This is a genomic window from Enhygromyxa salina (genome assembly GCF_000737335.2).
GTDB lineage: Bacteria > Myxococcota_A > Polyangia > Nannocystales > Nannocystaceae > Plesiocystis > Plesiocystis salina_C.
Genome location: NZ_JMCC02000148.1, coordinates 1 through 17,192 on the forward strand (window position 1 = coordinate 1; position 17,192 = coordinate 17,192).

14 protein-coding genes are annotated in these 17,192 nt (G+C 68.0%); 10 read left to right on the forward strand and 4 right to left on the reverse strand.

Annotated features, from left to right (window positions below; translation table 11 throughout):
- Positions 1-258: 258 nt before the first annotated feature.
- Positions 259-1,089 carry an undecaprenyl-diphosphate phosphatase gene (locus DB30_RS37370; RefSeq protein WP_052558285.1) on the reverse strand — a complete coding sequence of 277 codons (831 nt, stop codon included), beginning with the start codon at positions 1,087-1,089 and terminating at the stop codon, positions 259-261.
- A 75-nt stretch (positions 1,090-1,164) separates the two neighbouring features.
- On the opposite strand from DB30_RS37370, the gene DB30_RS37375 reads away from it, so the two are divergent.
- The 5 genes from DB30_RS37375 to DB30_RS37395 all read left to right on the forward strand — a co-directional run bounded on the left by DB30_RS37375 (position 1,165) and on the right by DB30_RS37395 (position 4,818).
- Positions 1,165-1,344 (forward strand): hypothetical protein, encoded by a 180-nt coding sequence (locus DB30_RS37375; protein WP_052558288.1) that lies wholly within the window; start codon positions 1,165-1,167, stop codon positions 1,342-1,344.
- Between the two features lie 239 nt (positions 1,345-1,583).
- Positions 1,584-2,645 (forward strand): lipase family protein, encoded by a 1,062-nt coding sequence (locus DB30_RS37380; protein WP_165704127.1) that lies wholly within the window; start codon positions 1,584-1,586, stop codon positions 2,643-2,645.
- Between the two features lie 35 nt (positions 2,646-2,680).
- Positions 2,681-3,709 (forward strand): PA0069 family radical SAM protein, encoded by a 1,029-nt coding sequence (locus DB30_RS37385; RefSeq protein ID WP_052558291.1) that lies wholly within the window; start codon positions 2,681-2,683, stop codon positions 3,707-3,709.
- A gap of 74 nt (positions 3,710-3,783) precedes the next feature.
- On the forward strand, positions 3,784-4,452 hold the full coding sequence (locus DB30_RS37390; RefSeq protein WP_146662393.1) for a YceI family protein: 669 nt from the start codon (positions 3,784-3,786) through the stop codon (positions 4,450-4,452).
- Positions 4,453-4,473: 21 nt separating this feature from the next.
- Entirely contained in the window at positions 4,474-4,818 is a 345-nt protein-coding gene (locus DB30_RS37395; RefSeq protein ID WP_052558296.1) for a Rieske (2Fe-2S) protein, read from the forward strand.
- Here DB30_RS37395 and DB30_RS37400 read toward each other — a convergent pair.
- The 3 genes from DB30_RS37400 to DB30_RS37410 all read right to left on the reverse strand — a co-directional run bounded on the left by DB30_RS37400 (position 4,815) and on the right by DB30_RS37410 (position 7,182).
- The gene (locus tag DB30_RS37400; protein WP_052558299.1) at positions 4,815-5,213 is read right to left on the reverse strand and encodes a TerB family tellurite resistance protein; all 399 of its coding nucleotides are present in this window, start codon (positions 5,211-5,213) and stop codon (positions 4,815-4,817) included. The two genes, DB30_RS37395 and DB30_RS37400, sit on opposite strands and share 4 nt — an antisense overlap.
- A gap of 8 nt (positions 5,214-5,221) precedes the next feature.
- Complete coding sequence (locus DB30_RS37405; RefSeq protein WP_052558301.1) at positions 5,222-6,208, reverse strand: peptidylprolyl isomerase; 987 nt, start codon at positions 6,206-6,208, stop codon at positions 5,222-5,224.
- 134 nt (positions 6,209-6,342) lie between these two features.
- Complete coding sequence (locus DB30_RS37410) at positions 6,343-7,182, reverse strand: peptidyl-prolyl cis-trans isomerase (RefSeq protein WP_146662397.1); 840 nt, start codon at positions 7,180-7,182, stop codon at positions 6,343-6,345.
- Between the two features lie 883 nt (positions 7,183-8,065).
- On the opposite strand from DB30_RS37410, the gene DB30_RS37415 reads away from it, so the two are divergent.
- From DB30_RS37415 to DB30_RS37435, 5 genes are all read left to right on the forward strand, one after another.
- Positions 8,066-9,337, forward strand: a complete 1,272-nt coding sequence (locus DB30_RS37415) for an RNA polymerase sigma factor RpoD/SigA (protein WP_146662399.1) — start codon at positions 8,066-8,068, stop codon at positions 9,335-9,337.
- 977 nt (positions 9,338-10,314) lie between these two features.
- The gene (locus tag DB30_RS37420; protein ID WP_165704128.1) at positions 10,315-11,943 is read left to right on the forward strand and encodes a D-alanyl-D-alanine carboxypeptidase/D-alanyl-D-alanine-endopeptidase; all 1,629 of its coding nucleotides are present in this window, start codon (positions 10,315-10,317) and stop codon (positions 11,941-11,943) included.
- A gap of 381 nt (positions 11,944-12,324) precedes the next feature.
- On the forward strand, positions 12,325-13,641 hold the full coding sequence (locus tag DB30_RS37425; protein ID WP_146662403.1) for a hypothetical protein: 1,317 nt from the start codon (positions 12,325-12,327) through the stop codon (positions 13,639-13,641).
- Between the two features lie 32 nt (positions 13,642-13,673).
- Positions 13,674-15,890, forward strand: coding sequence for a LodA/GoxA family CTQ-dependent oxidase (locus DB30_RS37430; protein ID WP_052558314.1), 2,217 nt, complete (start codon positions 13,674-13,676; stop codon positions 15,888-15,890).
- Positions 15,887-17,035, forward strand: a complete 1,149-nt coding sequence (locus tag DB30_RS37435; protein WP_052558317.1) for an NAD(P)/FAD-dependent oxidoreductase — start codon at positions 15,887-15,889, stop codon at positions 17,033-17,035. Before DB30_RS37430 ends, DB30_RS37435 begins: the two co-directional genes overlap by 4 nt.
- Positions 17,036-17,192: the final 157 nt, after the last annotated feature.

Here is a 17,192-nt window from a genome sequence, read left to right on the forward strand (position 1 = left end):
ACAGAAGACCCGTGAGGGTCGCTCCGGGCACAATAAGAGGGCGTTGCGAGTGCCCGACCGAAGCCACAGCCCAACCTCGCCGACAGCGATCCATGACAACGCAAATTAGCGTCTTGAGCCCTCCGTGCCCGGAGCGACCCTCACGGGTCGTGCGCGCTGCCCGATCAGCACATCGACCCCCGCAGATCCCAAAAGCACGACCCAATCAGTGTCTCGCTACGACGAGACACTCGGCCCCCGACTCGTGCGGGGCGCTAGCTAGCTACCGGCCACCAGCGCGATCATGCCCAACACGAGCAGATACGGCACGAAGGGCAGCATGCCGACCTTCTCGATCAGTCGCAGCAGCAGCTGCAGCGAGAGCAACCCAACCGCGAAGCTGACCACGAACCCAAGCGCAAACGGACCCGCCGCGAAGTGCAGGGGCGCGTCGCCGCCGAGCAGGTCGAGGGCCTCCTTGCCCGTCGCCGCCGTGATCGCCGGGATGCTCAGCAAGAACGAGAACCGGGCCGCGCGAGCCCGGCCCAGCCCGAGCGCGAGCCCAGCCGCGATCGTCGAGCCCGAGCGAGACACCCCGGGCGTCACCGCGATCAGCTGCGCGCAACCGATCAGCAGCGCGTGCGCGACCGAGGGCGGCTGATCTTTTTCGTCGCTCGGCGGCTGGCTGCGGTGAGTGAAGGCCAGCAGCGCGGCCGTCAGCAGCAGCGCCCCCCCGATCCAACGGACCTCGCCCTCCATGCGCACGACCAGCGCCTCGACGCCCGGGATCAGGACCACGGCGAGCGGCAGCGATCCCACGATCAACGCGACCCACATCGGTCGCGCCCACGCGACTTGCTGGGGATCGAGCAGCCCGCGCACGAGATCAAATAGATCGCGTCGGAACACCAGCAGCACCGCGAGCAACGTCCCGGCATGAACGACGATGTTGAAGCTGTGGCCGGCGGCCTCGGCGTCGACACCCAGCCACGCCTCGGCGAGGGACAGATGGCCCGATGACGAGATCGGCAGAAACTCGGCGACACCTTGAAGCGCGCCAAGGAACGCGGCGAGGCCGTAGCCAAGCTCGGCGCCGGGGCTGGCGAGCATCGCTGGCTTGTATCCCGAGCGCCCGTGGCGACCAAATTTGCCTCTCCAAGGCGCGGCCAGGTATGGACCACGCCAATGCACTGGCTGCTCGCAGGCCTCGCGCTCGTTGGGCTGGTCCAGGCCGTGGTCTGGATCGGCCAGCCCCGCGCGCCCGCGGGCCGGCGCTTGCTCGGCGTGTTCGCGGCACCGCTCGCGCTGGTGTTGCTGGTCGTCGCGCTCGCGGCCACCCGGGTGCCCGCGCTGCTGTTCGACTGAACCAGAGAAGCATTCCCAATTCGGTCTCGAGCCGGGCGACGCGAGGTGTTGGCCCACGCCGAGCACGGCCAATGCCTCGACGGCGAAGCCACATCGCAGGCCGCGTTTTTTTCGGGAGCGCTCGCAACGGGGCCGCAGGGGCCCGTGATGGACGAGGGTGCGGTAGTGAGCCGATATTGCTGCAAGGCGGTGAGAGCGCAAGCCCACTGTTGGGCTTGGCTGGTGATAGCGTCGGACAGATGGGGGCTGACGCGGACCGCGTGCAACTGTGCCTGTCGCTCGTGGCGTACGCGGGCGGGATCGGTGAGCCCGCGCGACGAGCGAGCGCGCTGCATCAGTGCATCGCTGGTTGGCTAGCCGGGCTGCCGGTCACGAGCGATCAAGAGATCGTCTGGGGCCCGGCCAGCTTTCGTCTGTGCTGGCAGGCCAACGCGCCCGCGTTGGTCGTGTTCGTGACTCGCTCGCGCCGGCCCGACGACGACGCGTGCTACGTGGTGATCCGCGGCGGCGCGCCGCTGTCGGTCTGGGATCACACCGTCGAGAGCCTTGGGTGGTTCGAGCAAGAGCCGTGGGTCTGGGCGCGAAACCCAGGTGACCTCGCGCCGGCGGTGTGCAGCGGGCTCCATCGGCAGCTCGACGTCATCCGTGAATTGACGGTCGAAGAGCAGCTCCCCGGCGCGGGCCGAAGCCTGGCCGAATTCCTGGCCGCGTCCGTCAACGCGCTCGACAGCGATCGCAAGCTGCCCGTGCATGTCGTGGGACACGGGATCGGCGGCGCGCTGGCTTCGGTCGTGGCCTTGTGGCTGCGCGACACCCAGGGCAGCGGGGCCTCCCGCGACGTCGGCTGGGATCCAGCCCGGCACGCCAAGCTGCATTGCATGGCGTTCGCGGCCCCGACCGCGGGCAACGGTGACTTTGCGATCTACATCAGCGAGCGCCTGGGCGTGGAGCTCGAGCTGATCCACAACTCGCTCGATCACGCCGCCGCGCTGTGGGACACGCAGACGCTCGTTGGGCTGCCCGACCTGTACCGGCCTCACGTCAACGAGCCAACGGTGGTGCGGGTGGTCGTCGAGGCGCTGGGCAACGAGCTCGAGCGACATGGCGTCGAGTACGAGCAGCCGCCCGCGCGGGTGCTGCCCGGCGCGCTCAACACCAGCTTGCCGCCAAGCTACGCCGCCCAGGCCGCGTACCAACACCTGCACGCCTACGTCGAGCTGCTCGGGCTCGGCGGACAGATCGACGTCGACGCGATCCTCGGGTTGTGCTCGGGCACGGACGACGGACCCATCGCGCAATAGGGGCCGTCGGGCCCTCGAACGGTAGAGTCGCCCACGTGCCCCGCCCGCTCGCGAACCCGCCCAACCCGTGGCTCTCGACTCACGTCGAGTGGCTGGGCCCGCCGCCCGACGCCAAGCTCGAGGTCTACGAGGAGCAGGCCAAGTCGATCGTCAATCAAAACGACAGCCCCGACATCCCGTTTCGCTGGTCGATCAACCCCTACCGCGGCTGCTACCACGGCTGCGCTTATTGCTACGCCCGTCCGGGTCACGAGTTCCTGGGGTTCGGGGCGGGCACCGACTTCGAGCGAAAGATCGTGGTCAAGACCAACGCGGCCGAGCTCTTGCGGGCCCGGTTCGAGGCTCGCTCGTGGACCGGCGAAGCGCTGATGTTCTCGGGCGTGACCGACTGCTACCAGCCGCTCGAGGCCGCCTATGGGCTGACCCGCGCGTGCCTCGAGCTGTGCGTGGCGTATCGCAACCCCGCGTCGTTCATCACCAAGGGCGCGCTGGTTCGGCGCGACGCCGATCTCATGGCCACGCTCGCGCGCGAAGCCGCGGCCTCCGTCACGCTCTCGATCGGGTTCATGGACGACGCGATGGCCCGCAAGATCGAGCCGTGGGCGAGCCCGCCAAGCCGCCGCTTCGCCGCCATGCGAGCGCTGGCCGACGCGGGCGTGCCCGTTGGGATCTCGGTCTCGCCAGTGATCCCCGGGCTCAACGACGAACAGATCCCCGAGCTGCTCGCGACCGCCAAGCAAGCCGGCGCGAGCTGGGCGTTCTTGATCTTGCTGAGGCTGCCCGGCTCGGTGCTGCCCGTGTTCGAGGAGCGGCTGAGCGCGGCCGTGCCGTTGCGTGCCGCGAAGGTGTTTCGCGCGATCGAGGACATGCGCGGTGGGCAGCGAAACGACGCCCGGTTTGGCTCGCGGATGCGCGGCCAGGGTCCGCGCTGGCAGGCGATCGATGCCATGTTTCAGGGCCACCGTCGCCGGCTGGGGTTGGAAGACACGACCAGCACGCCGATCGAGCAGGCCGCCAGCTTTCGTCGGCCTCGCGCGCAACGCGAGCTGTTCGAGTCGTGGTAACTGTGCGCCGACGCGAAGCGAACGCTGCGTTCGACAGTCGGCCCGTGCCGCCAAACTCGTCACTCCAACCAGCCATGACCACGCATCTCCCCCGTACCCATTCATTCGCCCGGACTTCGGCGCTGGCCTTGGCGCTGGCGCTGACCAGCCTCGCCGCTTGCAAGAGCGAGATTGACGACAAGCCAAAGGCCAAGGTCGAGGACGCTGAGAAACCCGCGGACAAGCCGGCGGACAAGCCCGCGAGCGCCGAGGCCAAGACCCTCGCGCTCGTGACCGAAGGCTCCAGCGTCGGCTTCATCGGCGCCAAGCTGACCGGTGACCACAAGGGCAGCTTCGACAAGATCTCCGGCAGCGCGCAGGTCGAGGGCGGCAAGCTCAGCTCCGTCGAGATCACGATCGAGGTCGGCTCGATGACCACCGACGCCGCCGACCTCACCACCCACCTGACCAGCCCCGACTTCTTCAACGTCGCCGAGTTTCCCCAGGCCAAGTTCACCTCGCTGAGCATCACCGAGAAGGCCGGCGAGGGCGGGGCAACCCACGAGGTCGCGGGCAACCTCGAGATCAAGGGCCAGGCCAAGAAGGTCACGTTCCCGGCCACGCTCGAGGTCTCGGACGCCGGCGTGCACGGCAAGGCCGAGTTTGCGATCGACCGCAAGCTGTGGGGCATCGACTACCCCGGCAAGCCCGACGACTTGATCAAGGACGAGGTCGCGCTGCTGCTCGATCTCAACTTCAAGTAGGCTGACGCAGGAGGTAGGCCGATGCAGGTCCGCGTCGCCAGCGTCGACGGCCTCGCCCACGGGCAGGCCCTAAAATTCGAGTTCGAGCGTGACGGCGAGGCCTGCGAGGGCTTCGTGTTGCGCTCGGGCGACGCGTTGTTCGCCTATCACAACCGCTGCCCGCACTTGGGCATCGATCTCGACATGGGCGAGGGCCGGTTCTACTCGGCGCTCACGGATCGCATCTTCTGCAGCAGCCACGGCGCCCTGTTCGTGCCCAGCTCGGGCTACTGCGACGCGGGGCCCTGCGCTGGCGAGGCGCTCGAGCGCTTCGGGCTCGAGCTCGACGGGGTCGACGCGGTGATCACAATTCCTGACGTTGGTTAGTCGGTGGACAGCGCGACTTCGACGTCCAGGATCCGCGCGGTCGCGAGCACGAAGTCGGCCTCGCCCTGCTCGACGTGCCCGTCGGCGTAGGCAAGCCCGATCAACTCGGTGACGAGCCGCTCACGGTCTTCGCGTGCCAGCAGCTCGCGCAGGCGCTCGGCCGTGGCTTCGACCAGACCGATCACCGCGCGCTGATCCGGGGCGCCCTGGTACAGCGCGACGGCCCGCTCGAGGATCTCGTGAAGCTGCTCGCGCGAGGCCCCGGGCATCCACTGACCGACGCGCTCGACGATGCGGACCAGCTCGGCTTCGACCAGCTCGCCGTCGGCCGTGCGGGCGCACGCGACAAACAAGAACGCGATCGCGGCTGGGTCCTGCTCGTTCCAGGTGCTCATGGTCGCTCCTACAGACGAATATCCACGTGGGCGCGGCCGCGCAGCTGCTCGCGCAAGTCGGCCTCGGCCTTGAACCGGACCTCCTCGTAGATCTGCTGGCGCAGCGGCTCCTTGGCCTCTTCGAAGCCAAGCAGATCCGAGCTCACCACTTGCTCGACGACAAACACCACGAAGCCCTGGCCCGACTCGAGTGGACCGATGACATCGCCGGTCGTGGCCGCGAACAGGCGCTCGCCGATCGGCCGCGACACCGAGCTGCGCGTGACCTGCTCGAGCTCCGCGCTCTGCTGCAGCTCCGCCGCGATCGCCTCGACGTCCTCACCTTGGGTCAGGCGCCGGACCACCGCCTTGCCGGCCTTGAGCTGGGCGTCGCGGGCGGCGGGGTCGTCGGTCGACTGGAACACCAGGCGGCGGACCTCCAAGCGGGCCTCTTCACCCTTGCTGAGCTGGCGGTAGCGATCCAGTACCTGCTGGTCGCTGACCGCGACGTTGAGCAGCATCCCCAGCAGCTTATAGAGGATGATGTCCTCGCGCAGCTTGGCCCGGTACTGCGCCCAGGTGCCGTAGCGCAGGCTCTCTTCGACCGCGCGCTTGAGCTCCGGGACCCCGCCGAGGCCGGCGTTGCGCGCCAGGTTCTGCAGGTAGGCCTCGACCTCGGCGTCGGTCGCCGTGACCTGAAACGTGGGCGCTTGGGCCAGCATCAGCTTGCGCGCGACGAGCTCGTCCAGGCCCATTGGCCGCAGCTCGGTGAGCTTGTGCAGCATCTGCTCTTCGCTGGCGTTTTGGTTCTGCAGCTTGGCCAGCTCGGCCAGCACGCGGTCGTCGTACATCATCCACAGGTCGAGATCGCTGTCGAGGATGATGTCGTCGTTGACCACCGCGACGATCCGATCGAGCACGACTGGCTCGGCGTGGGCGGGTCCACCGATCAGCGCCGTCGCCACCAGCGAGAGGGCGGACAGCGAGAACAGCGAGCGTCGAGCGATGGCGCGCACCCACCGTGAGTAGCATTTTTCGCCCTCCGCGACATCGGCTGGGCGTGGGCGGTGTGCTGCGCGCGACGTGCGGGACCGGTCTGTGACCTCCAACGCCGCCGTCGGCTCACGAGCCGCGAGCCCGTCCGGTTGGGTCATTTGAAGCGTTGGGCCAGCTCGGCGTGCAGCTCGGCTTCGATCGCTACCAGTCGCGCCTCTCGTTCGGCCGTCACCAGCTGCTCTTGGACCTCGGGATCCTCGAACGCCAGCGTGCCGGCTGGGACGATCTCATCGACCTCGCCGATCAGCACCACTTGCCCGCTCAACACCGGCGACGGGACCAGGTCGCCGACGCCGAGGCCCGCGTCGAACAGCACCCGGTGGTAGGCCGGGAACTCGTCATCGTCCCGCTTCATCAGCGGCGTCTGGACCACCCCGCCGATCTCGTCCAGGCGGACCTCGCCGGCGCCGAGCCGAGCCAGCTCGCGCTCGCCTTGCTCCCAAGTTTGGACCCGGACCACTCGCATGCTCCGTCGCTCCGGCGTGGCGAAGCGCTCGCGCTCGCGCTCGTAGCGGGCTCGCAACGCGGCGGTGTCGGCTGCGACTTCCGCACGCGGAAGTCGCCGCTCCAACATGGCCGCGCGCTGAAGCTCGGCGAGCTCTTCCAGGACCGCCCACTCCACCCGAGGATCCGCGCCGAGCCCAGCGTCGCGCGCCTCTTGGACGAGCAGCTCCTCGTTGATGATCGCGTCGATCAGCGCCCGCTGCCCGTCTGGACCGCGGAACCTGGCTTGGCCGAACGCGTCGAGCTGCGCCTGCGAGGCTTCGACCTGCGCCGTCTCGATCACGACCTCGCCGACGCGAGCGACCGCTCCTTCTGGAACACCCTCGATCGTGGCCTCGCATGCCATGAGCATGACCAAGCTGGTCACGGCTAGCTCGAGCGCCGCCTGGCTCGACGGTCGCCATTTCCCGCACAATGCGGGTGCGCTCATCCGACGCCTCGCTCGAGTTGGGGGATGCACGGCGGGACGATAGCGCAGCCAGTTGGCTTTTGGAGGCTGCGTGCTGCGCCATTCACCCGCGCGTGGGCCAACCCACGTGGACCACATGGACTGGGTGGCGCGATGGGATCTCGCCACGGGGTGCCGGGAAGCCGACGGGATCGTCGGTCCCCCATACAGCCACGTGAGCAAAAGTGGATGGGGTGTTCAGCCCCATGCGTAGCATTCACGGCGCGGATGTGGCTAGACAGTCAGCCACGCGCGACTGCAGTCGCGCGTCAACCGTGGTTGTGTTCAGCGACGGCGAGCTCGCCGAAGTCTGGTCGCGCCTGCGCAGCCAACGACCGCTGTGAGGCCGCCAGCGCTCGCTATCGTCGCACATACACGCACCAGCACGCGCGCCGCGGCAATCCGAAGATCGCTGCGCTGGCGTGCCAAGCCTGGGCAGATCATCGGTTGCCCTACGTAGGCAGGGGGTCATCAGTCGCTCGGCCCGAAATATGCACATGTATTCGGGCAGTGAGGCCGCGAACCCATACGTATGACGCGCGCGAAGCCGCGATGAGTGCCGGAACTGGTTGTGACTCAGTTTCGCGCGCTTGGCCACGTACCGAGTTGCTCGCTGCCCCCCACCTCGCGCTGGCCGACACCAGCCGGCCCGAGAAACACTTGAACCCCCGACATCGTATTTGCAGCCACCGCAGGTCCATCGCGCCCGCAGTGACTCGCTGCATTCCCTGCGCTGGTGCCTCCGCTGGCACCCTGTGGGATCCGCGTTCGAAGCGTGGATCCCGGGGCCCGAGCCGCGGAGCTGCGTAGGTCGCAAGAGCTGTCCCTGCAAGCAAGACCCGTAAAGCAAGAAAGAGGAGCTGTCATGGCACCCACCAAAAACACCCCGACCCCCACTCGTCGTTCCAGCGCTCGCAAGTCAGAGACGCCGCTCGGTGCCTACCTAGGCGACGTATCCAAGGTCGATGTCCTGACACCCGAGGAAGAGCAGAGTCTCGCCGCCGAGATCGCCACCCGCCGCTTGGCTTGCTGGAAGGCCCTGTTGTCGTACCCCCCCTTCGTCGGCGGCATCATCGAGGTGCTGGCCAAGGCGCTCGATGAAGACAGCTGCGAGGGGCTGCCCCACGCCGAGCTGACACAGATCGCCGAGACCTCGCGGGCCTATCGTGACCGCGAGACCAAGGCCAACCGTGAGGCCTACCACGCCGCGCAGCAGGCACTGGCGGTGGCCATGGCCGAGCTGGACCTCGACGCCAAATACGCCGACATGATCGGCGCCGACCTCGAGGCGATCGACGCCAACCGGCGCGACTGCGTGACCCTGCAGGTCACCTTCCCGCCCAAGGGTAGCCGGCCGTTCGCCCGCTACATCCAGCGGGTCCGCGGCGCCAACCAGGCGATGCGCTACTCCAAGAACAAGTTCGTCAAGGCCAACCTGCGCTTGGTCGTGACGATCGCCCGGCGCTTCGACCACGGCCTGATGCCGCTGCAAGACCTCGTGCAAGAGGGCAACCTCGGGCTCATGAAGGCCGTCGATCGCTTCGACGGGCGCCGCGGCTACCGGTTCTCGACCTACGCGACCTGGTGGATCCGGCACGCGATCAATCGCGCGCTGGCCAACAAGGGCCGCACGGTCCGGCTCCCGGCCCACGTGTCGGCCGATCTCCAGCGCCTGCGTCGGGCCACCCGCGAGATCGAGGCCAAGACCGGCGACAAGCCCACGACTGCGCAGCTGGCCAAAGAAACTGGCCTGAGCAAGGTCCGGGTTCGCAAGCTCAGCAAGCTGACCCTCGACGGCACGGTCAGCCTCGACGCCCCAACCAGCGACGACGACGGCCGCGGCATGCTCGACCGGCTCGAGGACGACTCGAACCCGGAAGTGGCCGAGATGCTCGAGGTCGAGGCGCTGAGCGATCACCTCTACGAGTCGCTCACGGATCTCCAGCCGATCGAGCTGGACATCCTGCGGCGGCGCTACGGGATCGACGGCGGCGACGCTGGCGAGAGCGACTTCGAGCCGATGACGCTGCGCCAGCTGGGCGAGCGTCACTCGCTGTCGCGCGAGCGGATTCGGCAGCTGCAGGAGCGGGCGCTCGGCAAATTGCGCCGTGAGTTCGCTCGGCGCGAGCTGGTTTAGGACCCCCCTTTTAGGACCCCCCCGGCCGCTTTCGCACTGCGCGGTCGCTCGCTTCGCTCGTTCCCAGTGGGCCGTTTGTTCGCGGGGGTATGATTGGCCCCCTAGAAGGGGGCTCTCGTCTGGGCGCCCACGGCCACCGTGCGGCGCTCCATTCGTTTTGGCGCCCACGGCCGGGGTGGGGCTCTCGTCTGGGCGCCCACGGCCACCGTGCGGCGCTCCATTCGTTTTGGCGCCGACGGCCGGGGTGGGCGCTCCCTTGGTTTTGGCGCCCACGGCCGGTGGGAGGCTCTCTTCGTTCTGGCGCCCACGGCCGGGGGTGGGGTGCTCCATCTGTTTGGCCAACGGCCGGGGGGCGGGGCGCTTCATTCGTTTTGGCGCCCACGGCCGGGGCGGGGCACTTCATTCGTTTTGGCGCCCACGGTCGGGGGCGGGGCGCTCCGTCTGTTTGGCGCCCACGGCTGGCGGTGGGGCGCTCCCTTGGTTTTGGGGCCCACGGCCGGGGGTGGGGCGCTCCATTTGTTTGGGCTGTCACGGCCCGGGGGGGGCGCGCTCCATTCGTTTGGACGCCCACGGCCACCGCGCGGCGCTCCCTTCGTTTGGGCCCCAGAAGAAGGGGTACCGCAAAGCGCAAAGGTGGCCGGGGGGGTAAAAAACGCGCAAAATCGGCGGGGTGCCTGGTGACGTTGTCGCTACGCTTGCCGGTGCCACCAACGATGCCCCAGTCGAGCAAAATTGCCCCGGCCGCGAGCGGGAGCAGTGTCCGGCTACCCGCCAGTCCAGCTCGGCGGGCGCCGGTGATCTTGGTGATGTTGGTGTCGTTGTGTGTCGGGGGGCTGGCGATGCGATGGCAGCGAGCGCAGGCCTCTCGCGCGCCGATGATCGACGAGGCACCCACGGTGGGATCTGGGGTGGGGATGCCGGGGTGGGTGGTGGTGCCGCCGCTGCCTCCACCTCTTCCGCCGCCGACGGCTCAAGAAATGCTCGAGAGGCGGCTCGCCGCGTTCGCTCGGCACGTCGAGCGCGTGCGGGGGAGCAGCGCCCAGCCGCCGTTGGTGGCGTTCGGATCGGAGTCGCTGCGCGACACCATCGAACGCGCGATCGCTGGCATTCAGGATCGTGCGCAGGTCTCGGTCCACATTCGGGATCTCGACTCGGGCCGGGTGCTGTTCGACTATTTTGGCGACACGCTGCTCAACCCGGCCAGCAACCACAAGCTGTTGACGACCTCGGCCGCGCTCGATCTGCTGGGCCCGGACTACGTGTTCGAGACCCGCGTGCTGCTGGTCGGCGAGGTCTTGTATCTGATCGGGGAGGGCGACCCGACGATCGACGCCGAGGCGCTCGCGGTCCTCGCCCACGACGTCGCGGAGCGGCTGCCGATCGCAACGATCAGCGAGATCGTCGTCGATGACACCGCCTTCTCGCCCCAGGTGTTCGGGCCGGGCTACTCGGATGAGGGGTGGGGCGCGTCGTACATGGCACCCAGCGGCGCGCTGAGCCTCAACTTCAACACGGTTGAGATCACCGTGTACCCGGTCAAGGGCGCGAGCCGGCCGGCCGTCGGGATCACGCCGAGCAGCCCCCACGTGGTGGTCGAGAACCGCGCGCGGCTTGGCTCGGGCGCGAGCAACTTGGACATCCGTACGCGCCGTGAGCAGGTTGGCCGAAGCCAGAAGGGCGAGCCGCCGCGCGAGACGGCGATGACCCATGTGTCGATCGAAGGCACCCTGCGCAAGAACAGCAGCGGTTACAAGGTTCGCCGCCGGATCGTCGACCCCGGTCTGTTTACCGGTGGCGCGTTCGCCCAGATGCTGGCCGAGGCCAGTCAGAGCGAGCGGCTGCCCGTGCGGCTTGGCGTGGCGCCGCCCGTGTACCCGCGCACCCTCGACGACGAGCAGGGCGACGGCGACCACCTCGAGTTCCCCCAGATGCTCGATCACGCGGGCGCCGACGATGTGCTGCTGGTCGCCGTGCGCCGCAGCCCGCCGCTGATCGAGATCGTCAACGGCGTGCTGACCTACTCCAACAACTTCATGGCCGAGCAGATCATGCGCTGCCTGGGCTGGCGCATGACCGGGGATCCGGGCGACTGGGACAACGGCAGCGAAGTGGTCCGTGGGTACTGGGCTGCGCTCGGCAACGACCCCAACGCGTTGGTGTTCGAGAACGGCTCGGGGCTGAGCTCGGTCGGGCGGGTCACGACCTCGGGGCTCGTGGATCTGATGGCCGTCGCCGCCCGCACCAACACGGCGGGCTCGGGGCTCATCGACGCGCTGCCGGTCGCGGGCGGGCCAGTTGGCACCTTGCGGACCCGACTGCGCCGCTCGGGCAAGCGGGTGCGAGCCAAGACCGGCACCCTCGACGGCGTCAGCGGGCTGACCGGGGTGATCACGACCGAGGACGGGCGCCCGCAGGTCGCCTTCTCGATCTTGATCAACGTGCGCGAGCACGGGCAGATGGCGGCGCCGTCGCGACGCAAGACCGAAGACAGCATCGTGCTCGCGGTGCTCGACCACATCGATGGGTGGGAAGCCGTGCGCGGAACCATGATCCTCGATCTCGAGCCGATCTCCGTCACGCCCAAGATGATCGCCGCGACGCCGTAGCGGCGTGCCCCTTCTCGCGACCCAACCGTGGCGCCGGGCGATGCGAACTCGCTGTCGTCTAGCCGAACGATCGAATGATCGAACGCCGCATGCTCTGCCGCGGTGATCCTTGGCAGCTGATTCAGTCGTTCGTCGTGGACGTATCCACATGTAAACAGCGCTTGACTACGCTCCAAAATTCACATTGACCCAGAACAGAGCTCGGTGTTAAGTTCGCACCCACGCTGATTCAAAGCGCCGCGATCGTCAATCATTCGACGACCGCGGGCGCCAATGCGTGACGAGGTCGAACAAATGAGTGGAAACAACCGAATCGGGTCGTGGGCAGCGTCTGCGTCATGGACCTCGCTGTTGCCAGGTTTACTGCTAGTGCCTGCGCTGGTGTTGGGCTGCAAGGGATCCGGTGGGGAGGGGTCGTCGTCGTCGTCGTCGTCGTCGTCGTCGTCGGGCCCGAAGCTCGACCTGCCGCCCGACCTGCCGCCTGCCCCCGACGCCTGCCTCGCCGACAAGAGCTGGTTCACCGCCCCTTCACAGCCCGATGGCAGCAAGTTTCCGGGCAACGACAAGGTCACGAACTGCGACTTTCACCTGTGGTCGATTCAAACCTATCTGTGGTTGACGAGCAAACAGGGCGACCAGACGGTGTTCGAGGCGTTCGCCAACCCCAACGCGCTGTTTGTCCCCGGCGGTCCGACCAAGCCCTACCCCGGCCACGACCCCGGTGAGGGTGAAGTCATGCTCGCGCGCATGGCCAAGGACTCGAGCTCTGCCGATATCGCGGATGTGTTCCAAGCTGGCCCCGGCAACGAGATCCTCGTCGATCAAAACGGCGAGGTCGTCTACTACTCCAATCACCTCGACAAGCAATTCTGGGACTTCATCAACGCCGCTGACAACCAGTTTTGGGATCTAGCGAAGCTGCAAGCTGCGAACCCAGAGCTCGACTTTCCCGTCGACTCGCTCGAGCTCAAGGCTTCGTGGCGGGTCGCCGAGAAAAACGGCAAAGTCCTGATCCCAGACGCGGACGAGCGCTTTTACGTGGTCGAGACCGAGATCCCGGTCGTCGAGGTCGACGCTGACGGCGACGTGACCGAGACCGAAAAGCGGGTCCCCGCCAAGATGGCGCTGATCGCCATTCACGTCGCGGGTGTCGTCGAGCACCACCCGGAGTTCATCTGGGCAACCTTCGAGCACGTCGACAACGCCCCAGATTGCGCCGCAGTCGGCCAGCCAACCACCGGGCAGACCTGGTCGCTCTACGATGGCAAGGCCTCGGCCAGCGCGTGCAATCAGTATTATCCCAATAACCCCTTGGGCCCGGTCAACGTCTGTCGCGCGCAGCCCCACGGGGCTGGCAGCGACACCAACCAGGGCAACATAGTCAGCCTCGACAAGCAGCTGCGCGAGCTGACCGCGGGCACGGTCTGGGCCAACTACACCTACGTCGGCGCGATCTGGAGCACCGGGGTGGTCCCGCTCAACAACCCGCCCCCAGACGATCTACGCGGCTCGTTGATCCTGGCCAACACGACCATGGAGACCTTCAAGCAGGACGAGAACTGCTTCAGCTGCCACAACGCTGGGGTCCACGACGTGACGGTGGGAATCAAGACCACGCAGGTCAACGGCAAGCACATCAACCTCAGCCACTTCGTGGTTAACTATCAGGCGGCCCAGCAAGCCAAGGCGACCAAGTGAGCGCCGCGCTCGCGTTGCAGGAGACATGAGCCATGAGCACGACGACGTTCAGGATCCACCCATCGATTGGCTTCGCGCGGGTCGGCACCGCCAAGGAGTTCTACCTCGCGCCCGAGACCCTCGCCGGACATCCGCTCGGCGACGGGCCCAAGACCGGCGGGCTGCCGATCAAGGCCGGGACCGAGGACACCGAGATCACGTCCAGTGATGTCCGCGGCCCCGACGGCGGGCTCGCCCGACAAGCCGCCCGGTTTCGCATCTACGCGTACCAGGCCGAGGGCAAAGAAAATTACCCAATGGGCCAGGCGGGCGCGGAGATCCGCATTGGCAGCACGGTCGAGATCGGCGGCCAGACCAAGACCGTCGCCGACATCATCTGGACCGTGCACATGGCCAACAAGAAGACGGCCTGGTACGGCTCGGCCGACGACGACGGCATCTTGGCGTGGGGCACCCCCGCGGATCCCAAGACCCCGACAGAGGGACTGCGCAATCCAGAGTTGGGCAGCGGCGCCAACGACCCCAAGCGCTGGGCCGGGATGTTCATCGATCCGGGTCCGCGCGCGATCAGTGGCGCGAACGCAGACGTCGTGGACCTGGGCGAGAGCTCGCCAGCGTCCTACTACCAAGCGGGCGCCGGGATCACGCCGCTCCCCAGCTACCCCACGGTGTTCCCCAAGCGGGCCGTGGCGAGCTACCCAGAGGTGTTTGGGCCAAGCGACGACTACGACGGCAAGCTCTACCCGCCGGGCGTCGCCGCGATTCAGTCGCTCGGCGAGCTGCAGACCGACGAGCACGGTCGCCTGGTCGTGGTCGCGGCCTGGGGGCACGCCAACAGCTTCAACAAGCATCCAGCGCAGCACGGCTTCGTTGGTGCGGTCAACAACGACTGGTGGTTCGACGACACCGGTGACGGCCCGGTCGACGCGGTGTTGGTGTTCAAGGACGGCAGCACCCACACGGTCGAGGGCGCGGCGTGGGTGATCTCCACCGACCCCGCCTACGCGCCGCAGGTCCTCAACGTGGTCTCGCTGTGGGATGACATCCACGACTCGTGGGTCCGCAAGCTGGATCTGCGCCCGGACCTGTTCGCCAACGGCGAGTTCCAGCCTGACTATCGTCCCTCGTTCGAAGACGAGGTGCGGCCGATCTTCCTCGCCGCCGGGCTGCAGCGCTGGGTCACCAACCTGACCACGAAGGGCATCTCTGCGCACGAGCACGTCGAGCGGATCACCGCCGACACCAAGGTCTCCGCCACGGCGTTGGCGGGGCTCGGGCTGATCCGCAAGCCGGTCGAGCCGGGTGAGCCCGCGCCGGACCCGACGGGTGATCGCAAGCGCATGCCCTTGTCGCTGGGCGACGCCGGTCGCAGCCTGCTGTCGCTGGCCAAGACCCAGTACCAGTACTTGACGTACTGGAACGACGGCCACGCCGACGCCAGCGCGCGCGTGACCCTGAACCACGGCGAGACCCTCGACAAGGCGTCGTTCCTGGCGGGTCTTGGCGGGCGGTTTGGCCCCGGGATCGACATGACCTACATCTGCCGCGAGCCCGACATGTGGCGCCAGGACTGGCGCAGCTCCGGCGGGGGCCCGTTCCGGGTCCGGCCCAAGCCGCTCGACTATTCGGGCCAGCTTCAGGCGCCGTTCTTGAGCTTGGGGTGGACGCCCAAGCGCGACGAGACCGAGCTCGAGCCCGGCGACGTGTCCAAGTTCATGGCGATCCCATGGCACGCCGACTACAACTCCTGCGGCACCCACCTGCCGTCGCCAAACATCGAGCAGAACAACCAGCTGTACTGGTCGTGGCCCGCTCAGCGCCCGCTGACCGTGTACGCGGCCAAGGACGTGCGCGACGGGGCCGGCCTCGTCGAGGTCACCAAGCGCGACGCCAACGGCAACCCGATCAAGACCCGCGAGCGGCAGCGCTACTCGATGCGCGGGCCGTTCACCAAGACCGCGCCGATCAACCCCAGTGACCCGCCGCCGTTTGGGCCGGGCAACCCGGCCGAGGTCGGTCGCTATCAAAAGACGCCGAAGGGGCAGGCAAGCACGGACGCCGGCGTCGCGCGCATCCTGGATCACTGGATGAACATCGGCGTGATCATTCAGGCCAGCAACATCGACGACGGCGGCACCTACGATCCGGCCCACTACCTCGAGGTGGAGAGCCGGCTCGACGACGAGCCAAGCGACGCGGTCCAGCCGTGGGACAAAGACCGGGTCCCGCCAGGTCAGTTCAACGCGTGAGCGGTCTGCCGCGCTACGATGTCGTCGTGCTCGGGGGCGGCCCAGCCGGCTGCGCCGCCGCGCTCGGGCTCGCCCGTCGCGGCGTCGAGGGGGTGCTCGTCGTCGAGGCTGGGGGCTACGAGGACGAGCGCATTGGCGAGTCGATCCCACCCGACACCCGCGCGCTGTTCGACCAGCTCGGGGTGCTCGAGGGCTTCCTGGGCGAGGATCATGAGCCGTGCCTGGGCAGCTGCTCGTCGTGGGGGGCCGACGAGCTTGGCTACAACGACTTCCTGTTCAACCCAAACGGGAACGGCTGGCACCTCGACCGGCGGCGCTTCGACGCGTGGATGGCCGCGCGGGCGCGAGACGCTGGGGTCGAGGTGTGGACGCGCGCCAAGTTCGTCGATCGTCTTGGCGCTGACGAGCGCGGGGTCGAGCTTGGCTTGCAAGTCGGCGACCAGGGGGCGCCCACACGAATTCGAGCCGGGTTTGTGATCGACGCGACCGGTCAGCGCTCGCGCTACGCTCGGCGATGCGGCGCGCAACCGCGTACGCTGGATCGCCTGGTCGTGTCGTCGGGTTTCTTCGAGCTCCCCGACGCTGAGATCTCGCGCTTGTTTCGCCTGACCATGCTCGAGGCCGTGGAGGAGGGCTGGTGGTACTTGGCCCGGCTGCCGCGCAGGCGCGTGGCAGTGGCGATCGCAACCTCGCCAGCGCTGCACAAGGCCAGTCGCCTCGATCGAGCGCAGGGCTGGCTGGCCGCGCTCGCAACGACGCGCCACATCTTGCCCAAGCTGCTCGAGGCTGGGGCAAGTCCCGTGACCGGGAGCCTCACGGTCTGCGCGGCGCCCTCGTTCGTGCTCGAGCCGGTCGTTGACACCTCGTCCTCACCCACCTGGCTGGCGGTCGGCGACGCGGCGTCCTGCTTCGATCCAATCTCGTCGCAAGGCATCTACAAGGGCCTGTCCGACGGGCTCGCCAGCGCGCAGGCGGTGGCGGCTCACCTGCGCGGCGACGCGGAGGCGCTGTCCACCTACGCGCGCGGCGTTCACGAGCGCTTTACCGGCTACGCGCAGCAGCGGGCGTATTTCTACGGCGTCGAGCAACGCTGGACCGACTCCACCTTCTGGCGCGAGCGAGGAGGGGGCTCTGAACGCATGTGACTAGCGTGGCTCCGGCTCAGACCGTCGAGCATGTAGACCTCTGCATGGGCATCGCCTCGGTGCGGGGGGCGACGTGCTGATCGGGCAGCGCGCACGACGTGCTGATCGGGCAGCGCGCACGACCCGTGAGGGTCGCTCCGGGCACGGAGGGCTCAAG